This window comes from Roseibium limicola, assembly GCF_017313085.1.
GTDB lineage: Bacteria > Pseudomonadota > Alphaproteobacteria > Rhizobiales > Stappiaceae > Roseibium > Roseibium limicola.
Genome location: NZ_JAFLNF010000002.1, coordinates 326,903 through 350,027 on the forward strand (window position 1 = coordinate 326,903; position 23,125 = coordinate 350,027).

The following is a 23,125-nucleotide window of genomic DNA, read 5'->3' on the forward strand; positions in this document are numbered from 1 at the left end:
AGGCCGGGCTCAACGCCCGGCCTTTTTCATATGCCCAAATAACCTAGGCACTCACATCAGCTTGTCGGCATCCAGGCTCAGCCCGAGGCAGCGCTCCAGCGTCTTGCTCACAAAAGCGTTCTCCTCATCCCAAGGATCGCCCCCAGGCCCCTGAATCTTGGCCGGACCACCGCAGGCGCCAGAGCCAACATGGAAACCTAGAGTACGATAGACCTCGAACTGCTCCTCGCTGAAAAGCTGATCCAGAGTGGTCTCATGCGGGAACGACGGATAGCGGCGCTTGTAGTCGCGCACCAGATCGTTTTCATCCCCGCTCAGCGACGACTTGAGATACAGAAGAACCCCTTTCTGGGCCGTCGGATCACTCAAGGGCTTGTTGTCGTAATGGATGATGCCAAGCGCCGCATGGGCTGCGTCTTCCGGAGCATCCTCTTCGCCAAATGACAGTGTTCCCTGCCGAATATGGCTCCATTTCAATTCGATACGGAGCCCTTGATCGATCCGGGCATATTGCTGCAACTGGACGAACGAGGGGAAATCCATCTGCGGATCAGCTTCCGCGTCCACCGCAATAATCACGCGGCACTTGCGTTGCAGCAACTCGTAGATACCGAGGTTCTCGATATGGCCACCATCGCTCAGATAGACCTTGGCACAGCTCTCTGTCAGATTGCCCCGCGCCTCGCGGAAAAACCAGTAAGGCCCCAGTGGCAGATTTTCACCAATCCAGCTTCTCAGCCGTGAACGTTTCTGCCAGTCCGCGCCACAGGTCACGGCCCCAGGATTGGCCAGCCAATAGCCAAGGCGGATGTTGAGCAGTGACAGGCTGAAGACCAGAAACGATATGGTCTTGTTGCCCATGTTGGCGCTGGCAGCAGCCCCGGAAATTGCCATGCCGGTGGCCACATCAAGCCCCTCGTCCTTCGCCTCCAGTTGGACCGTCTTGCAGTATCCGGTTGCCCGACTGCCACTGAACAGCGGACCGAAGACGAAGAAATCCGCATTCCGCCCCCGCTTGTTGACTGTCTTTGAGCCCTGAATGTTCAAAGCAGAGTTGACCAGCAGATAAGGGGAATCATTGCTGTCCAGATCGGAAAAGCGTGTCATGCCCGCCATGGCGCTGTCCGGGTTCTCATCAAACGTATGGATAAAGCCCTTGGCCAGCCGGTCGCGGTAAAGCGAATGCAGGGAGAACGTGTTGGCTGAAACAAAGCTCATCAGCACGAACAGCACGAGAGCCCCCACCACCGCAAAGCCGATGGCGCGGTAGATCTCGCTGCCGCCAGCTTGCAGCAGTGCCAGATAGAGCCAAGCGTAGACAATCCACAGCAGCACAGGCACCGCAAGAGCAAGCGCCAGATAGACGAGGTTGCCGGAGTATTTTGCCAGCTTCGCCGTGATGGTCTCGTATTTCTTGCCAATCTCTCGCAGCCGCTCGATGAGATTGCGTCCCAGGGTCGCGACGACGGAAAAAACGGCAAGGAAAGAACCGTATCGTTCCAGCATGTTCTCCCCGACACTTGCCGTAGCACCCCCAACACCTTGTACACCTTTCACCACGCTGCCGAGCAACAGCAGATTGAGTTCAAACGCCAACAACAGCAGAACAAGAAGGCAGATGCTGCCAGTCCCCCGCCGCCAAGCAGTCCGCCGCTGAAGCGATCGTACCGGTTCCAACCAGGTGAACAGGATCGCCAGACAGCAAAGGACGGAAAACACCAGTAGCCCCACGCGACTGATCGGCAGACTTCCGATAACCCATCCTTCAAACTCCCAGTGACCTATCTTCTGATACGCCCCCACAAGATCACCGATGGTCGGAAAGGCGGCAGCGGTCGCCGCCGCGAGCAGGATCAGGATGGGCAGCACCGCCAGAACATTGCAGAAAATTCCCAGAACGATGGCACCGACACCACCCAAGACACTGAGAAACCGGTCGGCGAACAGATAATTGGAGAAATTACGAATATGAGCGACAAACTGATTTTCCGCCTTGCCCAATTCGCTTGGAAACGGAAACCTTCCCCCCAGGGCCTTCAGGCCGATGGCCAGGGAACAGCCGATATATCCGCCGCCTGAAACGGTGGAAAGGTAATCCAGACGCTTGAGAATCTTGCTCTTGGCATCCAGTGCCTGCAACACGCCGAAGCAGAAAGCAGCCGAGCGGATCCCGCCGCCCGAAAGCGACAGTCCGACAAGGTCATGCGCCGTATCGGGTGTCGTCTCGACAGTGATTGCAACAGTCGCCTGAGGCTCAACAGGCTTCACGTCAGGCGCATCAGATCCGGTATGGGTATCAGAAGCATCCGGATCAGGAGTTTCTTCCGGACTGATCTCAGCCGTCTGTGCACGCGCCGTCTTGAGACGCCGCCGATTGATCGATGCCAATTCCTCTCGGAAAACAGCGTCAAATCCGATCACTGCAGGCGCATTACCCGACGCTTTATCTGGGTCATCGCCGCGACGTCCATAGTCTTCATCTGCCATTGCTTCTGCCCCTCGCATGACTCCTATTCCGGAAGAACGACTGCGTCGCACATCTCCAGACCCAGGTATGACGATGATGATTTCCGGCTTTTGAACGCCGGCAACGATGGGGCCGTTACATATATTAGAAAGTGAGAAGTGAAAAAACGCAACCAACAAAGTTACGTATGGGAACTTGCATGAATTAGACCGTGTGAGAGGCCAGCCTTAGCCACTCCCGCAAGCTCTGCCGCTTATGTCCCTTGAAGCCGCGCATCGGGTCAGCAGAAATCATCCCATTCAAGACGGCCTCCTGGGTCGATTCTGCCGCCGCCTTGAACAGAAGATCGATTTTGCCTTCAGTGATCATCTCGCGCGCGACAAAATCGCTCTCGGCAGCATGCGGTATTGTCTGTGCCGTTGAGAAGGCCAGCGCGATATCGCCGCTGCCATTGCCATAATAGGCCCCAAGCCGTGCGATGCCCGCACCGGCTCGTTTGGCCACGCGTTTCAGTTGGCGACTATCAAGTGGCACATCTGTCGCCAGAACGATGATCACCGATCCCCGTTCCACCGGCAGCCCATCGTTCGGCGCTTTCAGATCCTTTGGGTGAGGCTTGCGGCCATCAGGCAACATGAGATCGCCCGGGCGGCCAAAGTTTGCCAGGACCAGCGCTCCCAGCGTGAACTGGCCTCCAGCCAGCTCGAACACCCGTGAAGCGGTTCCTATGCCGCCCTTGAAGCCGAAAGCACTCATTCCGGCCCCGGCACCAACCCCGCCCTGCTCAAAGCTCTCCACAGCCAGCTCAAGCGCGCTTATGGCATCCTGCTCCGTCAGCGCCATCGCCTGAATGTCGCTGAGGTAACCGTCATTGCATTCCATCACCACCGGATTGACAGTGCCGGTGGATCGGCCAATCTCGGGGGACTCGGCAATCGCCCGACGGATCAACGCATTCACGCCGGTCCCGACCCCAAAGGTGTTGGTCAGAAGGATCGGCGTTTCCAGTGTGCCGAGTTCCTCGACCTGCACCAGACCTGCGCTTTTGCCAAAGCCGTTGATCACCTCAACCGCAGCCGGCAGCTTGTCGTGAAAGAGATTTCCACCGTGCGGGCGAATGGCGGTAAACCCGGTGTTGAGGGTTTTGTCCTTGAGTGTGAAATGCCCGATGGTGACACCCGCTACATCTGCCAGGGTATTGCGAGTGCCCGGCGTCATATCTCCACACAAGAGACCAAAGTCGCGGGCTGTTGGCTGATGGATGGCCGTCATGCTGGAACACTTCCTTGCCGGACAAAAAACACGTCTGATGACGCTAACCCCGCAAAGGCTGCGATCTAAGCGGCTTTTTTGGCTTCCCCCCGTGAAATTTTGCAAAACATCCGATATAGCGAAGCCAACAGATTGCGACGCGGCTTCCGGCTGCGTCACCGGGACGAGAAACGGGAAAACCATGAGCGAGTACAAGTCCGAGTTTTTGAAGGTTCTGCAAGAGCGTGGGTTCCTGCACCAGCTCTCCGATGCCAAGGGCCTCGATGAGCTTTTGAACAAGGAAACGGTCACAGCCTACATCGGCTTCGACTGCACCGCGCCAAGTCTCCACGCCGGCTCGCTCGTCACCATCATGATGCTTTACTGGTTCCAGCAGAGCGGCCACCGTCCGATCGCCTTGATGGGCTCTGGCACCACCCGCGTCGGCGACCCGACCGGCAAGGATGAAAGCCGCAAGGTGCTCTCCGATGAGGTTATCGAGGAGAACAAGGCTGGCATCCGCAAGATCTTCGAAAAGCTGCTGACCTTTGGCGACGGCCCGACAGACGCTGTCATGCTGGACAACGCCGATTGGCTCTTGAAGCTGAACTACATGGACTTCCTGCGCGACATCGGGCGGCATTTTTCCGTCAACCAGATGGTTCAGCGCGATTCGGTCAAGCTGCGCCTGGAGCGAGAACAGCATCTCTCCTTCCTGGAGTTCAACTACATGCTGCTTCAGGGCTATGACTTCCTGGAAATCTATCAGCAGACCGGCTGTCGCCTGCAGATGGGCGGCTCCGACCAGTGGTCCAACATCCTCTCCGGCGTCGACCTCATCCGCCGCAAGGAAAGCGTTGACGCCTTTGCGCTGACCGCCCCGCTCCTGACCACCGCTTCCGGTGCCAAGATGGGCAAAACTGCAGCAGGTGCCGTCTGGCTCAACGAGGAACAGCTGTCCGCCTATGATTACTGGCAGTACTGGCGCAACACGGAAGACGCCGATGTCGAGAAATTCCTCAAGCTCTTCACCGTGATGCCGCTGGACGAGATCAAGCGTCTGGCATCGCTGGAAGGCGCCGGCATCAACGAAGCCAAGAAAGTTCTGGCCACGGAAGCCACAGCCATGATCCATGGCCGGGAAAAAGCCGAAGCTGCCGCCGAGACTGCGCGCAAGGCTTTTGAGGAAGGCGAATCTGCCGAAGGCTTGCCGACGATCGAGGTCGCTCAGGCGGATCTGGATGTGGGACTTGGCATCCTCAACGCATTCGTCACTGCCGGGCTTTGCGCGTCCAACGGCGATGTCCGTCGCAACATGAAGGGCGGCGCCATCAAGGTGAACGACAAGGGCGAGCAGGATCACAATCGCGTCCTCACACTTTCCGACGTGACCGAAGATGGCATCATCAAGCTATCATTGGGCAAGAAAAAGCATGTTCTGGTGAAGCCGGTCTGATCCGACGCTTTCATCTATCCTCGACGCGAAAGGCCGGACATTTCCCGGCCTTTTTTCTTGCCAGATCATCAGACCGAACAGCGAAGCAGATGAAAGCCACGCGATTTCCACGCTCACCGTACTCGGATCTTCACTATGCTTGTCCAGGATAACGAAGCTATGCGCTGAGGTTGGGAGGTGCTCAGAACACGGGCCGCTCCCCGCGCCGGGATAGCGATGAAGGGCCTAACCGGCTGTGCGAAGACTTACGCCTGACGACTACTGCTGAAATTCGAAGATTTTGCGGAAAATCCCCGGAGCAATCGCCGAGAGCGGATTGACGCTCAAGAGCGGGTCGGACAAGGCGCCAGTCATCCGGTAAGTCACACCAATCAACCCTTCCTTGCTGGAGCCGCCAAGGGCAAAGCCCAGGATGGGGATTTTGGAGAAGATGTTGTTAAGCGCATAGATCGGGACGAAGGTCCCCGTCAGGTTGAGCGTGTTCTGCGACAGATCAATATCGCCTGCGACCGTTCCGCCGAAAACCGCACCTTGGAGCGCGCCACGGGTAATCCGCAAGGTCTCACCGGTGCGGACGAAATCCAGCTCCAGCACATTGAACGAGGCTTCCGACCCATTGCCCCCGACAGGTGGCACCAGCTGGCCGGAGCGGACGGCAGGGCCCGTTTGCCAGGATCTGCGCTCACTGAGCTTTTTCAAAGCCGGATCTTCAGTGATCGACAGATCCTTTACCCGAAAGCTGCCCGTCCAGTTGGTTTCATCCGTCATCGCGACCTGAAGCCGGCCCTGCCCGCCGCGCATCCGCTTGTAGATATCAAGGAACCGCAACACCGCCCCAACGTCGGAGAAATCCCCATCCGCTTCCCGGCCGATGCCATTGGCCGCCGGCTTGATCATCAAGGTGAACGGCGCCCGTCCATTAGCGAAACCCGTCATGTCCAGGGTCTGGATACCGGAAGAGCGATTGTCGATTTCAGCGGCGAAGCGTTCAATCTGACCGTTGAACCCGACGACCTTATCGAGGGAGACATGCAACATCAGCGTGTCAGGCTGATCAGTTGAGCTTACCCCGTCCTTTCCCTTCATCATCTGCTGCAGGAACCCACGGGCGTCAAAGGCGGCACCAGACAGCCACACCTCGTAGTTATCGCGCCCGCGCAGTTTCACCGTCAGCGACGAAGAATCCCCCTCACGCAAGCGAAACCGTGTGAACTTGGCTTCCTGCAAATCGCCTGTCGGGCCCAACTCGATACTGCCAGCGACATCGACACCCTCGGACTGGAGTTTGAAATTCTCGATGCGAATCGCCTCAGCGCTTTCCTTAAGCACAAACGAGGCCGACGCGGGTACGCCCGCCGCCTTGCCCCAGCCGAGCGGCGAGAGTTTCAAGCGCGCCGTCAGAAGATCGATCTTGAACCGTTTGCCGCGTTCTCCCAGGTCCTCGAGGTTCAACTCCATCGGGCCTTCGATAAAGCTGGTCAGATCGATCCCGCGACTCTTCAACTCCTTGGCGTTGACGCTTAAGGCCACCCCCTGACGTGCCTTGACTTCAGACCCTTCCAGCGGAATGACCAAATCGATATCAGCGCGCAGACCATCCAGAAGTCCCTTGCCCATAATCGCGACATGCGAAGGGTCGGCGTCCAGTTCGATATCGGCGTTCTTGATCTCATGCCCCTGGATCGGATGAGGCGAAGTGAAGTTCGTTGCGCTGGCAGAAGCCGTCCAGGCAACGTCTTTCATGTCGACCTTGTTCTCCAGTGGAAACTCGGCCTGAAAGCGAACTTCACCCTCGCCCGTGACCCCTTCAGACAACAATCTGGCCTTGTTCAAGATCTCGAACGGCTTGGAATTGAAGATTTCGCTGACAGGCCCAACGCCCCCGGTCAGTTTGATATCGATGAGCCCGACCTTGCCGCTGCGCAGAGGCAGATTGAGGATCTTGAAGGTTCCCTCGGGCACATCGACGCGAGTGGCCTCGGTCTCTCCCGTGCCTGCGATATAGCCATCAGACGCCTGCACCGTCAGTATCTCGTTGTGAACCTGAAGGGTTCCATCGACACCCAGAATATCGGGCACATCTCCGACCGGCGCCAGCCGTGCATCGCTGAAAGCCATCTCAACCTGCAGATCATCTCCCGCCCAACCCGGATCCGGATCAGAGACATTGAAGGCCGGAGGTCGAATGGCCGCCTGAACGTTCAGATGATCGATCAGTCCGTCTTTCAGGCGTTCAACCGTCCATTTGCGCGCGGGCGGCACCAGGGTGATCGGCCAGACCTGCTTTGCCATGCCAACCGGCATGTTCTCAGCCTCCAGAGACACGGCCAGATAGGGTCCGTCTGCAAGCAGATCCAATGTCGCGGACGCCATCGCACGTGCTTCCCCGGCGATCATCGAAGCCTGATCGACAAACAGGGTCCGGCTTTCCGTATCAAGCCTTGCATTGATCTTCAGCTGATCCAGCATCACCGGCTCGATTGGGATGTCAGCCGATCCGAACTGCGGATAGTCCGAAAACAGATCGATACTCCAGATGCTGTCGCCATCGGCAGGCGGCTCCACCCGGCCCGTCAGGAAAATGCGGGTGTTGCCCTGAATGATATGAGAACGTTTGAGCACAGCCCCTGTCTGATTGCGACTCCAGGCAAGCTCGACAGCAGCATCGTCAAAGCGAACGGAGGTTCGCCCAAGCCGAAACCACCCCTTGTTGACACGCCCCACCGCTCCGGCAGCCTGGAACGCCCCCTTCGGGTCAAATTGCGCCAGGAACTCCGCTGACATGGGCAGGCCAAGCCCCTTGCCGTGTTGAATTTCCTTATCCGGGTTCAACAGGTCGCCAATTGTGATGTCGCGGAATTTGACTCCGAACTGGCTGCCGAGGCCAGGCGAATCCGCCGTTTTCGAAACACCCGGCACCCGGTCAAACCGCATTTCCCACGGTCCGAACCGCCCGGTAATCCGGGCCTGACCGGTCAGCCGACCGCTAAAGTCGCGGGTCATCGTCGCGTCAATGCCGGTGAAGCTGCGTGCCAAGGCACCGGTCGTCTTGAAGGCGGCATTGGAAATGCTCACCATCGCCAGATTGCGTTTGGAAAACTGCAGGTCGATCACATCTGTGATCCGGCTGATGGCTTCCATCAGCCCGGCCATAGGCGGCAACTCCTTCTCGCCGCTGTCGGATACACCCAGGACCACGGTCGGGCGTTCCAGCTCAAGCGAAGCGAAATGCAACTTGCCGCCCAGAAGCGCCTTGCCATCGATAGGCGCCTGTACCCGTGGAAGGATAACCTCGACAGGCACATCACCATCCAACTGCAGCCGCGCATCGTTCAGGACGACACGAACCCCAGCCTTGGCTGAAAGATCAAAGGAGGCATTGACGATGCTGAGTTTGGCCGGACCGATACTGGCGCGCTCGGCCACCCACTTGGCGAGATAAGGCACATGCACCGGGCCGGAGGCATAAAGCACTGCAAACACCGCAGCGACGGTCAGAAAGAAAACGAGCAGGCAAATCCCGAACGTGCGGAATGGACGACGGCGGTGACCTGAATTCACCCCCTGCTTTTCCTGTTCCGAGGCATCTTGGCGGGCATCAGCAGTCACAGACGGATTGTTTTGACCATCTACGCCCGCACTCGTACCTGACGCGGCGTCGTCGCCCTCGCCCTTTTCTTCCAATTCGCCGCGCTCGTCCTGCGGTTGCTGATCCATTCCGTTCGAAGTCCGCCTGAGACCGTCATCACATTGCGGGCAAGCCCGTGTGCCCGATTTGATTATAGTGCCCTTCAGAGCCGGTTGATTCGACCAGCCCCGAAAATGTTAGCTGCACAATACCCCAAGGGATTGAAAAACCCGAAAATATCAGCAGTTACTCCCAGTCTTTAATGCGCCTACTGTGACAGAAGGAAGGCAAGATGAGCGTTCTCGAAGAAGGCAGCACACTGCCCCCATTTTCCATCGAAACAGACGGCGGTGGCCAGATCGTGGCAGAAGATCTGCATGGTTCGCCTGCGGTGATTTATTTCTACCCGAAGGACAACACCCCCGGCTGTACGAAGGAAGCAATCGCTTTCACCGAAAAGGCCGAGGAATTTGCCAAGCTCGGTGTTAGGGTCATCGGAATCTCGCCCGACAGTCCAGCCAAGCACGACAAATTTATCGCCAAGTATGAGTTGAACTTGACCCTTGGCGCCGACCCCGAGCATGAAGTGGCCGAAGCCTTCGGTGTCTGGGTGGAAAAATCCATGTACGGCCGGAAATACATGGGCGTCGAACGCTCCACCTTCCTCGTGGACGCAACGGGAAAGATCGCCAAGGTCTGGCCGAAGGTAAAAGTTGCCGGCCACGCGGAAGAGGTGCTGGAAGCTGCAAGCCAACTCTAGGTGCGACACCAACGAACCGGGGAGCTGCCGAGCTCTCCGGCACGACCCATTGCCTGCCAGAATGACGGCTTCGGCAGTGGATTTCCACCAGCGCGCACGTTACCTGACAGAATCGGCGAAATCACTCAACAAGCTTAACCATGGCGCGCAGACCATCAAAGCACTGCGGTTTCTCAACAATGAACCACTAACCCTGTAAATCTTTCTGACAACAAACTTTATTCCCCACATGGCCGCATTGCAGGCGTTCCGGTACGGATTTTATTAACCTTAATCGCCTCTACTCGGCTCATGAACTCGTGTCCTTATGCTGAGTGACCAATTGACGATGTATCGCGCCCAACGCAACTCCACCTCAACTGCCAGGACGCCGGCAGAAACCTTCCGTACGGAGCACATGGAAAGCCTCAAGGGCTCCGTGTTCAACCGCACCAAGTGGGGCATCATCTTCGCGGGAACCCTGGCTTGCACTGCCCTGCTCTATGCTGGCGTCGTCGGTGTCACGTCGATGCGTGAAGACCTCGTGTCCAGCGCCAACCAGCAACGCGATCAGCTCGAACAATCCTATGAGGAACGCATATATCAACTGCGATCGGAAGTTGACCGGCTGACCAGTCGTCAAGCACTGACCCAGGCCAACCTCGATGAACAGATGTCCATGCTGCTACGTCGCCAGCAGAGCCTGCAAGCGCGTCACTCACTGGTTTCAGAATTGGTAGAACGCGCCGAGCGCTCTGGTCTGCCGCTTGCGATCACCACACCAATGCCGTCCCGCAAGCCTGATATCGATCAGGCAGCAGCAACCGGCAAGCCGGACCACTTGCTGGCAATCGGTGGTGAATCAGAACCGATTGATGATCCCTTTGCTGCGCTCGGCCTGCGCGGATCGTCCAATGCCTTGCCTCTTTCAGAGACACGAGCCGACCCCGTTGCAAGCCCCTCGCTGGCCAAGCCAGAGAAGACACGCGAAGAAAAGGCCGCTTTGAACCGCTTGCGCTCTGATCTCAGCGCCATGGACATCGAAAGCTCAGCTGCACTGGAAGCCATTGCAATGGCTGCAAAAAGTCAGCTTGATGATTTGCTTGATACAACCCGGCCGCTGGGCATGACCATGGCGTCCGCGCGTCAACTCGCCTCGCGTGATGACAGCGAGACTCTCGCTGTTGGCGGTCCCTATGAGCCCATTTTGGGAACCGGCTTTGCCTTTCGCGCCGCCCAGGCGGAAAGTGCTTTGAATGAACTCGACATGGTCAAAAGCGCTGTGCGCAGCCTGCCTCTGACAACCCCGGCCCGTGGCGCAAGGCTCTCCAGCCAGTTCGGACCGCGCATGGATCCCTTCCTCGGCACCATTGCCATGCACACTGGCATGGACTTCATGGCCCCACGTGGTACTTCCGTCCACGCAGCCGGCCCTGGTGTCGTGATCAAGGCCGGTCGCAACGGCGGTTATGGCAATATGGTCGCCATCCGTCATGCCAATGGCCTTGTGACCCGCTACGCCCATCTCAGCCGCATTCTGGTGAACAAGGGGGAGCGCACAACCTCGGGACAGATCATCGGCCAGGTCGGCAGCACAGGCCGCTCCACCGGTCCGCACCTTCACTATGAAGTTCGGCTGAACGGCAAGCCGATCGACCCAAGCACTTATGTGCGAGCTGGCAAGGCGCTCTCCCGTTATCTCTGATCACTGCGCTGAAAATACAAAAACGCCCGGAAATTTCCGGGCGTTTTGTGTTGCACAGCACTAATGCTGTCTGGTTACTCTGCGTCGGAGATTTCGACGTCATCGCCACCAAAGACTCGCTGCGCAAGAGCAGCTTCCATGAAGGCGTCCAGATCGCCATCAAGGACATCGGACGGTGACGTGCTTTCAACACCTGTCCGCAGATCCTTCACCAGCTGATACGGCTGCAGCACATAAGAGCGAATCTGGTGCCCCCAACCGATATCGGTCTTGGACGCCTGCTCCTTATTCGCATCTTCCTCGCGCTTCTTCAGCTCCGCCTCATAGAGACGGGCCTTCAGCATGGACCAGGCAGTCGCCCGGTTTTTGTGCTGCGAACGCTCAGACTGACACTGCACCACGATTCCAGTCGGCTGGTGCGTGATACGCACGGCAGAATCGGTCGTGTTGACGTGCTGTCCACCTGCACCAGAGGCGCGGTAGGTGTCGATACGGCAGTCGCTTTCATTGATGTCGATCTCGATCGAATCATCAACCACCGGATAGACCCACGCGCTGGAGAAGCTGGTATGCCGCCGCGCCTGGCTGTCATAAGGCGAGATGCGAACGAGGCGATGCACGCCCGATTCCGTCTTCAGCCAGCCATAGGCGTTCTCGCCCTTGATCTGCAGAGTTGCCGACTTGATTCCGGCTTCTTCACCGTCATGATATTCCAGCAAATCAACCTTGAAGCCGCGCTTTTCCGCCCACCGGCGGTACATGCGCAACATCATGGAGGCCCAGTCCTGGCTCTCGGTGCCCCCTGCCCCGGAATTGATTTCCAGGTAGGTGTCATTGGCGTCGGCCTCACCGGACAGGAGCGAATTCAGCTGCAGCTGGTGCACCTTGATCTTGAGGCCTTTGAGAGCCTCTTCCGCGTCGGTGATAACCGATTGATCGCTCTCCATCTCACCCATCTCAATGAGTTCGATGTTGTCTGAGAGGTCCTGCTCAAGCGCGCGCACACCACTGACGCCATCGTCAAGCTGCTGACGCTCCCGCATCATTTTCTGGGCTTTTGTCGGATCATTCCACAGCTCCGGATCTTCCGAAGCTGCGTTGAGTTCATCTAGTCTGACGAGGGCCTGATCCCAGTCAAAGATGCCTCCTCAACAGGCTTATGGCCTGCTTGATTTCATCGACGATGCCTTCCATTTCGGCGCGCATCGGATACCTCGCTTATTTGTGTGAAAAAGCCCGGCCAGGTCGCTCGACGTGGCCGGGCTGAAATCGGTGCGGGACATTAGCCCCGGTCCCTTGCGTTGTAAACCGCATGAGCGCCAATGCAAGCCGACAGGAAAACAGTCTTTAGTAAAGACCGCCCGTGCCGCTCATCACCGCTTGCCCGGCTTCAGGAGAAACAGCACGGAAGTCGCCCATCTCGTCCTGGAAACCGATCACAGAGTAGCTGTCCGGCGGTGCCATCCCCGGCTTGAATGCTTCCAGAATGGCCCCGGGTGTGCCAGCTGCCGTGCGCAGTCCGGTACGACGGTCGATCGGAATCAACTGCAATCCCTTGGGCACCCGGAACTCCACCGGTGGCTTGTCGGCAAGCGCCTGCTTGACGAATTCGGTGAAGATCGGCGCGGCCACTTGCCCACCGGTCGCTCCGCGTCCCATGGCCCGCGGTGTGTCGAAGCCAACGAAGACACCGACAGCCAGGTCAGGCGTATAGCCCATGAACCAGGCATCTTTTTCGTCGTTCGTGGTGCCGGTCTTGCCAGCCACGGGGCGCCCGACAGCCTGAACAGACGTTGCCGTTCCGCGCTTGACCACACCTTCCATCATCGAGGTGATCTGATAGGCCGTCATCGGGTCGAGAACCTGCTCGCGGTCATCGATCAGTTCCGGCTCGGCCTGTCCGTGCCAGTCGTCCTGGGTACAGCCGTCGCAAATGCGGCTGTCATGCTTGTAGATGGTCTTTCCGTAGCGATCCTGGATTCTGTCGATCAAGGTCGGGCGAATGCGACGGCCGCCGTTGGCGATGGTCGCATAAGCCGCCGTCATCCGCAGCACCGTGGTTTCCCCGGCACCAAGCGACATGGAGAGAACCGGCAGCATATTGTCGTAGATGCCGAAGCGTTCTGCATACTCAGCCACCAGCGGCATGCCCATGTCCTGGGCAAGGCGCACTGTCATGACGTTACGCGAAAGCTCGATCCCGGTCCGCAGCGTAGACGGTCCATAGAATTTGCCGCCGTAGTTTTGCGGCTTCCAGGTGTCCAGCCCCGGACCCTGACTGATCTCGATCGGCGCATCCATGATCACAGACGACGGCGTGTAGCCATTGTCGAGAGCCGCCGCATAAAGGAACGGCTTGAATGAGGAGCCGGGCTGACGGTAGGCCTGTGTGGCGCGGTTGAACTCGCTCTGGTCGAAGCTAAAACCGCCGACCATCGCCAGTACACGACCGGTATAGGGATCCATCGCGACAAGTGCACCGGAGACTTCCGGAATCTGGCGCAATTCATAGATGCTTGGCGCCCCTCTGGATTGCTCCACATAGATGACATCGCCAGGTTTCAGCAAATCGCCGACTTTCGACGGCGCACGACCGCTGACGCGGGCCCACTTCATGCTTTCCAGCAGAACTTGCGCTGTGTCGCGATCACTCGACAACGCGCCGCTGACCAGACGGGCCGGCTGCAAGCCGATGCTGGCATCACCATCGGTCGTCGAAAGCACAACCGCCAGACGCCATTCGTCCAGATCGTTGAGGCCGGAGACCTCGCCAAGCGCAGCGCCCCAATCGGTGGCGATGTCGATGGACTCGACCGGACCACGCCACTTCCCGCGTTGGTGATCAAATTTCAGAAGTCCGTCTTTCAGAGCCTTGCGCGCAATGACCTGCATCTTCGGATCAAGCGTGGAACGCACCGACAGACCACCTTCATAGAGCCGTTTTTCGCCGTAGATGTTGGCCACTTCCCGACGCACTTCCTCAGTGAAATACTGGGCGGCCTCCAGTCGAACGCCGCGCTCACGCGGTGTGACGACCAGGTCCTTCGCCTGGGCTTCATCCGCTTCTTCCTGCGTGACATAGCCCTCTGCGGCCATCCGACTGATCACATAGTTGCGACGGGCGATGGCTTCCTTCTTGCGGCGGAAAGGATGGTAGTTGCTCGGTCCCTTGATGAGGGCTGCCAGATAGGCAACCTCTTCAAGGTTAAGTTCGTGGACGGACTTGTCGAAGTAGACCAGCGATGCGGCGGCGACCCCATAGGCGCCAAAGCCGAAATAGATCTCGTTCAGGTAAAGCTCGAGAATCTGGTCCTTTGAGTAGGCCTGCTCGATCCGCAGCGCCAGAATCGCTTCCTTGATCTTACGCTCGATCTTCAGATCGTTGGTCAGAAGGAAGTTCTTCGCCACCTGCTGGGTGATCGTCGAAGCGCCTTCAGGACGACGGCCGCTGCCGTAGTTTTGCACGAAACGAACGGCAGCACGCACCAGTCCTTCCGGGTCGACACCGATGTGAGTGTAGAAATTCTTGTCTTCCGTCGCCACGAAGGCGAACTTCAGCCGGTCCGGTATTGCCTGAATCGGCAGGAACATCCGCCGCTGGTTGGCATACTCGGCCATCAGGCTACCGTCGGAGGCGTGCACGCGGGTCATCACCGGCGGCTCGTAGTTCTTCAGGGCGGAGTAATCGGGCAGGCCCTCATTGAGCCGCTCCAGATAGATCCACACACCTGCAGCCAACACCAGCCCGATGGCTGCGCCAATGCCGAACAGATAGCCGAAAAATTTTACCAGGAACTTCATAACTGCGGGCTCGTCTTTCCCCGTCTGCATACCGATGACCGATACGGCCAAACGGCACATTTCCAACGCCCGCACAACACGGCCGCGTCCATAACATCCACGTCCATAACATAAAGGCGGATCAGGCGGCACCTACCTGTGGGCCCCTCGTCCGCCTCGTTGGCACCGCCCTTTTGAAGCCCCTTATTGGACCGGACAGCGCCTGAATACATGCCCTTTAGACCATCGTCTCGGCACTTTGCAACTTGAGGCTAACCTCCTTCAGCAATATGGCAAGCCTGAGGCAGGCAAAACGCCATTTTTCAGAAGGTTAAAGGTCGCCGCTCAGAGGCCTATTGGCCCGCCTCGTTTTCCTGCCGGGCAAACCGCGGCCTGAAGAACCCCTCGATTGCGGCGACCATCGCCCCTGCCATGCGCTCGCGCCAGGATTCCGATACCAGAAGTTTTTCATCCTGGTCATTGGAAAGATATCCCAGTTCAACCAGAACGGAGGGGATATCATGGGCTTTCAAAACCCGAAATCCTGCGGATCTGTGTGGATTCTTGATCAGTTTGACGGCGCTCTTCATTTCATCAACCAGCTTTCTGGCGAAGAAGACGGAGAAGTTCCGGGTCTCCCGCCGTGCCAGATCGATCAGGATGTCCGTCACCTCCTCTGGCTCGTCATGCAGCTCCACGCCGGCAATGATGTCGGACATTTTTTCGGATTGAGCCAGCTCGCTCGCCAGATCATCAGACGCCTGATCGGAAAGTGTGTAAACCGTCGCGCCACGCGCCAGCGTGCGCCCTCGGGTCACCGAATCGGCGTGGATCGAAACGAACAGATCCGCCCCAAGGTCATGCGCCTTGTCGACCCGTTTTGCCAATTGCACAAAGGTGTCATCCTCGCGGGTCAGGTGAACCGAATAGCGGCCGGTCTCTTCCAGCTTGCGCTTGAGAATGGAGGCAAAGTCCAGAACGACGGCCTTCTCAAGTGTCCCCGCAACGCCCTGCGCCCCGGTATCCAGCCCACCATGGCCGGGATCAAGCACAATCACCGGAAGATCACTGTCCTCAGTCGTCAGCTTGTCGCCTTTCGGCGCCCCCTTGCCCTGAGCCAACTGCGCCCGGGACGTTTCCGCAAAGGAAAGAAAATCGCTGCGATTGCTTTTCACCAGATCGATCACCATACGCGCCGGCTGGTCATCGACAGCAGGCAGCACGAATGTCTTGTCGACGCGCACCGGCTCGGACAGATCCAGAACCATCCGTGATTTGCCCGGCGCAAAAAGACCATAGCGCCAGGCGGACACCAGTCCCCGTCCCTCGCGTCCGGCCCCCTGTGGCAATTGAAAGGCGACTTCGGGCAGATCCAGAATCAATCGATAGGGGTCAGCCAGGGCAGAGATGGCGATTCCAATATCACCGCTCAGATCCAGAACGAATCGCGTCCGCACCTCGTCTCCGGCAACCCTAGCACCGACCACGCGGGGGGCTGGCGGCACTAGAAGACCATCCACTTCCCCTGCGACACCTGCCGAATCCGGCGGTATCACAGAACCCGTTTCCGGCTCTTCTTGGGCATGAACGATCGTCCCGGAAAGCACCACAAGTACACAGCACAGGGCCATACTCATGCGCATAAAATCTGCCAAGCGCGACCAGGCAACTGTTGAAGTCAGATGATTTTTTTTCAAACAGAACAAGATACTTAGATCCCTTGCCTGCGGTTTCGATAGGCCTCGCCCGGTCACCTCGATCGGAAATTCCAACCCACACCACTTTGCAGTTCGATCGCTCAAACCATCGTTCCCCTGAGGTTTGCCGTGTAAATTTCCATGTCTTGGGAACAGCTCACAAGGGCTCTCCCAACGTAACCTTGTGAACAGCTGAAAACAGCAAATCGCATTATCGCTTTCACATTGCTTGCAAACGCGCAATCGTGATCGTAAAAGTACCTTACGGATATAGGTTTCAAACCGATACCGTCCCAGGTGGCATGCATGGACTATCCACATGTCATCGTGAACCGGAAACTCGCCATGGCATTGGAGGCCACAGCCAGGCGACTCAAGTTTCAGGCTCAAGAAAGCGGACGGAACTCGCTGAAAAACCAATAAGAATTCCGCCTATTTGTCGTATTCCGATTACAATCCGGGGGACGTTTCAGGCGGGGTTTCCAAGATCCGACCCGATGGGGATGCGGCGCGTATAGCTCTTGATTGAACAAATTGGAGCCCGCCGGTTTTCCCCTGATGTGACAACGAACAAAGACTTCACGGGCACTGCGGCCCACAGGAACCAGCGCGATGCAACAAGGACAAGACAGAATGGCAGGCCCGTTTGATACGGCCGCTCTCGTCGCCTTGAAGACCGCGCGTCCCGCAGTTTCCGCCTCCCACAATGAAATTCACAACATAACGGCAGCTCGGCTTGCAGATATTTTCCCGCGCGCATTCAGCGCGGACGCAGCCGCTTCCGTGGAGACATTCATCAATGGCAAACAAAATGCTGATCGACGCGGCCCACCCGGAGGAAACCCGGGTAGTCGTGGTCCGGGGCAATCGGGTTGAAGAATTCGACTTTGAAGCAGCGAACAGAAAGCAGCTACGCGGAAATATTTATCTCGCCAAAGTAACGAGGGTTGAGCCCTCACTTCAGGCAGCCTTTGTGGAATACGGCGGAAACCGGCACGGCTTCCTCGCCTTCAGTGAAATCCACCCGGATTATTATCAGATCCCGGTTGCGGATCGTCAGGCGCTGCTCGATGAGGAAAGCGCTCACGACGACGATCACTCTGATGAGCCCAAGGAAGAAAAGCCACGTCGCCGGCGTCGCTCGTCCTCGGCCAAGAACGAAGCTTCTTCCGATCAGGTCTCCGAAGATGACAACACGGACGACCACGACGAAAACGACACAGCCAGTGCATCCGACAACGATGACGACAACGGCGACGGAGATGACGTCGAATCCGTAGGCGCCGAAGACGCCATGGAAGAAGTGCCTGTGCGTCGCCAGCAGCGCCGCCAGTACAAGATCCAGGAAGTCATCAAGCGTCGCCAGGTCTTGCTGGTTCAGGTCGTAAAGGAAGAACGTGGCAACAAGGGCGCTGCCCTGACCACCTACCTCTCCCTCGCCGGTCGTTACTCGGTGCTGATGCCGAATACCGCACGTGGCGGCGGTATCTCCCGCAAGATCACCCAGCCAACTGACCGCAAGCGGCTGAAGAAGATCGCCTCGGAGCTGGATGTGCCGGAAGGCATGGGCGTGATCCTGCGCACCGCCGGAGCAAGCCGCACCAAGGCCGAGATCAAGCGCGACTTCGAATACCTCATGCGCCTTTGGGAGAATGTGCGGGAGCTCACGCTCCGCTCCACTGCCCCCAATCTGGTCTATGAGGAAGGCAGCCTGATCAAGCGGTCGATCCGCGATCTCTACAATAAGGACATCGACCAGGTTCTGGTCGCTGGCGAAGACGGTTACCGTGAGGCCAAGGACTTCATGCGCATGCTCATGCCGAGCCATGCCAAGAACGTCCAGCCCTACCGCGAAGCATCGCCGCTGTTCATCCGCTACGGTGTCGAACCGCAGCTCGACGCGATGTTCTCGCCTCAGGTTACCCTGAAGTCCGGTGGCTACATCGTCATCAACCAGACCGAGGCGCTGGTGTCCATTGATGTGAACTCGGGTAAATCGACCCGCGAGCACAACATCGAAGACACCGCGCTGCAGACCAACCTGGAGGCGTCTGAAGAAGTCGCTCGCCAGCTGCGTCTGCGCGATCTGGCCGGTCTTGTCGTGATCGATTTCATCGACATGGAAGAGAACAAGAACAACCGCAATGTCGAGCGCAAGCTGAAGGAATGCCTGAAGAGCGACCGCGCTCGTATCCAGGTTGGCAGGATCTCGCATTTTGGCCTGATGGAAATGTCGCGTCAGCGCATCCGGACCGGCGTTCTGGAAAGCTCCACCACGCCTTGCCCGCATTGCTATGGCACCGGCATGATCCGTTCGGTGGAATCGGTTGCCCTGCATGTTCTGCGCTCTCTGGAAGACAATCTCCTGAAGGGCGCCACGCACAACCTGATCATCCGCACGTCAACGGAAGTTGCGCTCTACATCCTCAACCAGAAGCGGTCGAACCTGTTCGATCTGGAAACCCGCTTCGCAATCGAGGTCTCAGTTCAGGCTGACGAGATGGTCAACGGCCAGCTCTACGTCCTTGAACGCGCCGAATTGGTTGATCGCGAACGCAATCCTCAGCCAGTCGCACCGATTGTTCAGCCCGATACCGTCGAAATTGACGAGATCGAGGACGAAGTCGAATTGGAAGACAACCTTCCAGGCGGCGAAGAGCACGAAGACGAAGAAGTAGAGCAGACGGCCGAAACCGAAGAGAACTCTTCGCGTGGAGATCGTCGTCGCCGTCGTCGCCGCAAGCGTCGGCGCGGTGGTCAGGACAACCAGCAGGATGATGATCAGAACGGTCAGTCAGGTGATTCTGCCCAAAACGATGCGCAGGCGAACAAGCACGCCCAGAACGCCGACAGTTCTGACGAGGACACCGACAGCGGTGAAGACGAACAGTCCAACGACACTGACAGCAACAACGATGGCGAGCCGCGCCGCAAGCGTCGACGGGGACGTCGGGGTGGCCGTCGCAGCCGCCGCGGTGGTCCTGACGACAACGAATCGGAAAACAACGGCGATCAGTCTTTCGACAACGCTTCCGATGGGGATCAGGCGCAGCCTGTAGAACAAGTCGTGGCCCAGGCCGAGACCACTGCAGAAGAAACCCCGGCTGTCGCTGTGGACGAAACGCCAGCACCGACTGAAACCGAAGCAACAGCGCCTGTTGCTACCGAACCGGTTGCTGATGTCGCTGCTGAAGAAGCTGCTCCGATAGCGGAAGAATCGTCTGCTGCTACGGAAGCTCCCGCAGCTCGGGTGGAAGAGGCTCCTGTCGATACGCCGAAAGTCGAGGGAACTCCGGCACCGGCTGAAGAGACCCCAGAGCCCGAATCTGCACCGGAAAAGCCAGCCGCTCCGGTTGAGCCTGTGGTGACCCGCGAAGTGGGGGGCGATGCAGAAGAAACCGATGCGAACCGCCCGAAACGCGGTGGCTGGTGGCAGCGCCGCTCCTTCTTTTAAGGCGCATTGAGAGACACGAAAAAGGCGGCCAATTGGCCGCCTTTTTTATTGGAACAGCTAAAATACAAAAACTATTTCAACCAGTTCCCCAGATTCTCCAATGCAAGCGCCATGTTCTCATGCGTGCCAGCGAATGAGAATCGGGTGTGGCGGTCTCCGTTGGTCTGATCGAAGTCTGCCCCCGGCGTCGCGGCAACACCCGCCTCCGCCAGCATGGCCTTGGTGAATGCCAGCGAGTCGTTGGAAAAGCGACTGGTGTCGGCATAGATGTAAAAAGCCCCATCCACCGGTAGGAGGCGGTCAAAGCCAATCACCGGCAGGCCACTCAACAAAAGCTCGCGGTTCCGCGCGTAGCCGGCTTTCACCTGCTCAAGCTCATCCGTTGCATCGAGGGCCGCCTGAGCGGCAATCTGCGACAACTCCGGTGCCGAGATATAAAGGCTCTGCGCCAGCTTCTCGACGGGCCGCACCAACTCGTCCGGCAACACCATCCAGCCAATGCGCCACCCCGTCATGCAGAAGTACTTGGAGAAGGAGTTGATGACGATGGCCCGGTTCGACGTCCGCAGCGCGGTTTCCTGCGTCCCCTGATAGACCAGACCGTGATAAATCTCGTCGGAGACGAACCAGATGTCTTCAGCATCGCAATAACTCACCAAAGCCTGCAGCGCCTCGGGAGTCATCATCGTTCCAGTTGGATTGGCCGGGCTGGCGACCAGAACCCCGTGCACCGGTCCCGACTTGCGCGCTTCCTCCAGATGCTCGGGCGTCAGGCACCAGCGGCTTTCCACCCCCACTTCGATCTCTACCGGCACGAGACCCAGGGCCTTCAGAATATTCCGGTAGGCCGGATACCCAGGTGATGTCAGAACGATCCGGTCTCCGGGATTGAAGGCCGCCAGGAAAATCAGGTTGAACCCTGCCGACGACCCGGCAGTCACGGCAATCCGATCCGCGGGCACTTCGACGTTATAGGTCTCCTTGTAATGCTCCGCCAGGCGAGCGCGCAGGCCCGGCAGACCAAGCGCCTCTGTGTAGCCGATACGCCCGACCTCCAACGCCTTAATGGCTGCCTGTCGCGCCAGCAGCGGGGCTGGCGCGCCCGGTTGGCCGACCTCCATGTGAATGATCTCACGGCCTTGGGCTTCCAGTCTCCCGGCCTCTCCCAGAACCTCCATGGCAAGAAACGGATCCACCATACTCCGCGCCGACACACGCCCCGTTTTCTTCGTTCCGGTCGTTTCGTTCACGCTGAATTCCTCGTCATGCAATTGCCTTTGTCTCCTCTTAGCATCGCTCAAAAGTTATTGCACAGATGGCAACTTGACCTTTTCCCGGTCAGTCTTCTACCGTCACGGGATGATCGCACCTCTGGGAGAGAAACACTTGCGTTCCAATTCCACTGCGCACCGGTCATCCGGGGCCGCCGAACTGGCCCTTGCGGCACCGCTCCAACGCTTTGGCATGCTGGGAAAAGCCTGGCAAACAGGCCTGAAGAAGACCTTTGCCAGCTTGCTCTCAGCCACATTGCTCGTGCCTTTCACTCTGCCCCTGACGGGCAACGAGGCCCAGGCACAGCGCGGCCGAATCCCGCTGGTGCGAGACGCAGAAACTGAAGACCTTCTGAAGGACTATGCCGCCCCGATCTTCAAGGTCGCCGGCATCGGCAATTCCCCCGCAGAAATCATTCTGGTCAACGACAAGAGCTTCAACGCCTTTGTTCCCGATAGCCGCCGCATGTTCATCAACATAGGCGTGATTCTGGAAGCCGAGGATCCTGGCGAAGTGATTGGCGTGATCGCCCATGAAACCGGCCACATTGCCGGGCGCCATCTGGTCCGCCTGCGGCAGGCTGCCGCCAATGCCCAGATCATGTCGGTCATCGGCATGGTGCTGGGCGCAGGGGCTGCCGTTGCCGGTGCCGCTTCAGGCTCCGGCCAGGCAGCTCAGGCAGCCGGTGTGGCTGCCCTCGGCTCGCCTCAGCTGGGTCAGCGTTCGCTTTTGTCCTATCAACGCGGCGAGGAAGCCTCTGCCGACCGGGCGGCGCTGCGCTATCTCAACGCCACCAAGCAAAGCGCCAAGGGCATGCTGACGGTCTTCGAACGCTTTGCCGAGCAGCAGGTCTTTTCCGCCCGGTTTGCCGACCCTTATGCAGTGTCGCACCCAATGGCCAACGAGCGCTACCGCAACCTGGCTGTCGATGCGCAGAAGAGCGCCTACTACGACAAGCCGACGTCAGCTGCCCTCAAGGCCCGGCACGATATGGTGCGGGCCAAGCTGATGGCCTTTGCCAGTCACCCCAATGAGGTCGCCCGCAAGTACCCCCGCTCAGACACCAGCATGCCGGCACAATATGCCCGCGCTGTTGCGGCGATGAAGGCCCGGTCACGCAAGGCCGTCGACATGATCGATGCACTGATCCGCAATCAGCCGAGCAATCCGCACTTTCAGGAACTCAAAGGGCAGGCCTTCATGGAAATGGGCCGCCCCAAGCAGGCTGTCCAACCGTTCCGGCGCGCAGTCGCGCTGCATCCCAATGAAGGCCAGTTTCTCATCTGGCTTGGCTATGCGCTCGTGGCGTCGAATGACAATGGTGCGTTGCCAGAAGCAGAAAGAATGCTCAAGGCGGGCCTGCAGCGGGATCCGAACTCCGGCATCGGCTATAGCCAGCTTGCCATTGCCCACGCCCGCCAGGGTGACACGGCACAAGCCGATGTGGCGACCGCAAAGGGCCTTATGGTGCAGGGCGACTTCGACGCTGCCAAGCGCTACGCCAAACGAGCTCAACAGAATTTGAAGCGCGGCACCCCTGCCTGGCTTCAAGCAGATGATATTGTGTCCTATAGACCACCTCAGTCCTTGCAGCGCCGTCGCTGATACGCGCGCTCACCCAATCACGCCCTCTCACCGGCCAATCAGCGCCGGTAGTGTCGGCACAGGAGCCTTTA

General features: G+C 58.4%; 12 protein-coding genes. 5 read left to right on the top strand and 7 right to left on the bottom strand.

Features of this window, described 5'->3' with window-relative positions:
- Positions 1-51: 51 nt before the first annotated feature.
- Entirely contained in the window at positions 52-2,487 is a 2,436-nt protein-coding gene (locus J0X15_RS04995; protein WP_206938677.1) for a patatin-like phospholipase family protein, read from the bottom strand.
- 184 nt (positions 2,488-2,671) lie between these two features.
- Entirely contained in the window at positions 2,672-3,739 is a 1,068-nt protein-coding gene (locus J0X15_RS05000; protein WP_209015085.1) for a DmpA family aminopeptidase, read from the bottom strand.
- A gap of 181 nt (positions 3,740-3,920) precedes the next feature.
- On the opposite strand from J0X15_RS05000, the gene tyrS reads away from it, so the two are divergent.
- Positions 3,921-5,174, top strand: coding sequence for a tyrosine--tRNA ligase (gene tyrS / locus J0X15_RS05005; protein WP_206938679.1), 1,254 nt, complete (start codon positions 3,921-3,923; stop codon positions 5,172-5,174).
- Positions 5,175-5,432: 258 nt separating this feature from the next.
- Here the strand turns inward: tyrS and J0X15_RS05010 are convergent, their stop codons facing one another.
- Positions 5,433-8,891, bottom strand: coding sequence for an AsmA-like C-terminal domain-containing protein (locus J0X15_RS05010; RefSeq protein WP_206938681.1), 3,459 nt, complete (start codon positions 8,889-8,891; stop codon positions 5,433-5,435).
- Between the two features lie 203 nt (positions 8,892-9,094).
- Between J0X15_RS05010 and bcp the strand changes: the two genes are divergently transcribed.
- Positions 9,095-9,562, top strand: a complete 468-nt coding sequence (gene bcp, locus J0X15_RS05015) for a thioredoxin-dependent thiol peroxidase (RefSeq protein WP_206938683.1) — start codon at positions 9,095-9,097, stop codon at positions 9,560-9,562.
- 307 nt (positions 9,563-9,869) lie between these two features.
- Positions 9,870-11,246, top strand: coding sequence for a M23 family metallopeptidase (locus tag J0X15_RS05020; RefSeq protein ID WP_206938685.1), 1,377 nt, complete (start codon positions 9,870-9,872; stop codon positions 11,244-11,246).
- 74 nt (positions 11,247-11,320) lie between these two features.
- Here the strand turns inward: J0X15_RS05020 and prfB are convergent.
- From prfB to J0X15_RS05035, 3 genes are all read right to left on the bottom strand, one after another.
- Positions 11,321-12,452 (bottom strand): peptide chain release factor 2 gene (gene prfB / locus J0X15_RS05025; RefSeq protein WP_206938687.1). Its coding sequence is split into 2 segments (ribosomal slippage): positions 11,321-12,382 and positions 12,384-12,452, totalling 1,131 coding nucleotides; the frame shifts between segments, so codons are not numbered across the junction.
- A gap of 141 nt (positions 12,453-12,593) precedes the next feature.
- On the bottom strand, positions 12,594-15,047 hold the full coding sequence (locus tag J0X15_RS05030) for a penicillin-binding protein 1A (protein WP_206939264.1): 2,454 nt from the start codon (positions 15,045-15,047) through the stop codon (positions 12,594-12,596).
- A gap of 332 nt (positions 15,048-15,379) precedes the next feature.
- Positions 15,380-16,663, bottom strand: coding sequence for an N-acetylmuramoyl-L-alanine amidase (locus J0X15_RS05035; RefSeq protein ID WP_231710296.1), 1,284 nt, complete (start codon positions 16,661-16,663; stop codon positions 15,380-15,382).
- Between the two features lie 859 nt (positions 16,664-17,522).
- On the opposite strand from J0X15_RS05035, the gene J0X15_RS05040 reads away from it, so the two are divergent.
- The gene (locus J0X15_RS05040) at positions 17,523-20,177 is read left to right on the top strand and encodes an Rne/Rng family ribonuclease (RefSeq protein ID WP_206938689.1); all 2,655 of its coding nucleotides are present in this window, start codon (positions 17,523-17,525) and stop codon (positions 20,175-20,177) included.
- Between the two features lie 71 nt (positions 20,178-20,248).
- Here J0X15_RS05040 and J0X15_RS05045 read toward each other — a convergent pair whose 3' ends face one another.
- Entirely contained in the window at positions 20,249-21,376 is a 1,128-nt protein-coding gene (locus tag J0X15_RS05045; protein WP_231710316.1) for a pyridoxal phosphate-dependent aminotransferase, read from the bottom strand.
- Between the two features lie 187 nt (positions 21,377-21,563).
- Between J0X15_RS05045 and J0X15_RS05050 the strand changes: the two genes are divergently transcribed.
- Complete coding sequence (locus J0X15_RS05050) at positions 21,564-23,054, top strand: M48 family metalloprotease (protein ID WP_231710297.1); 1,491 nt, start codon at positions 21,564-21,566, stop codon at positions 23,052-23,054.
- Positions 23,055-23,125 lie beyond the last annotated feature (71 nt).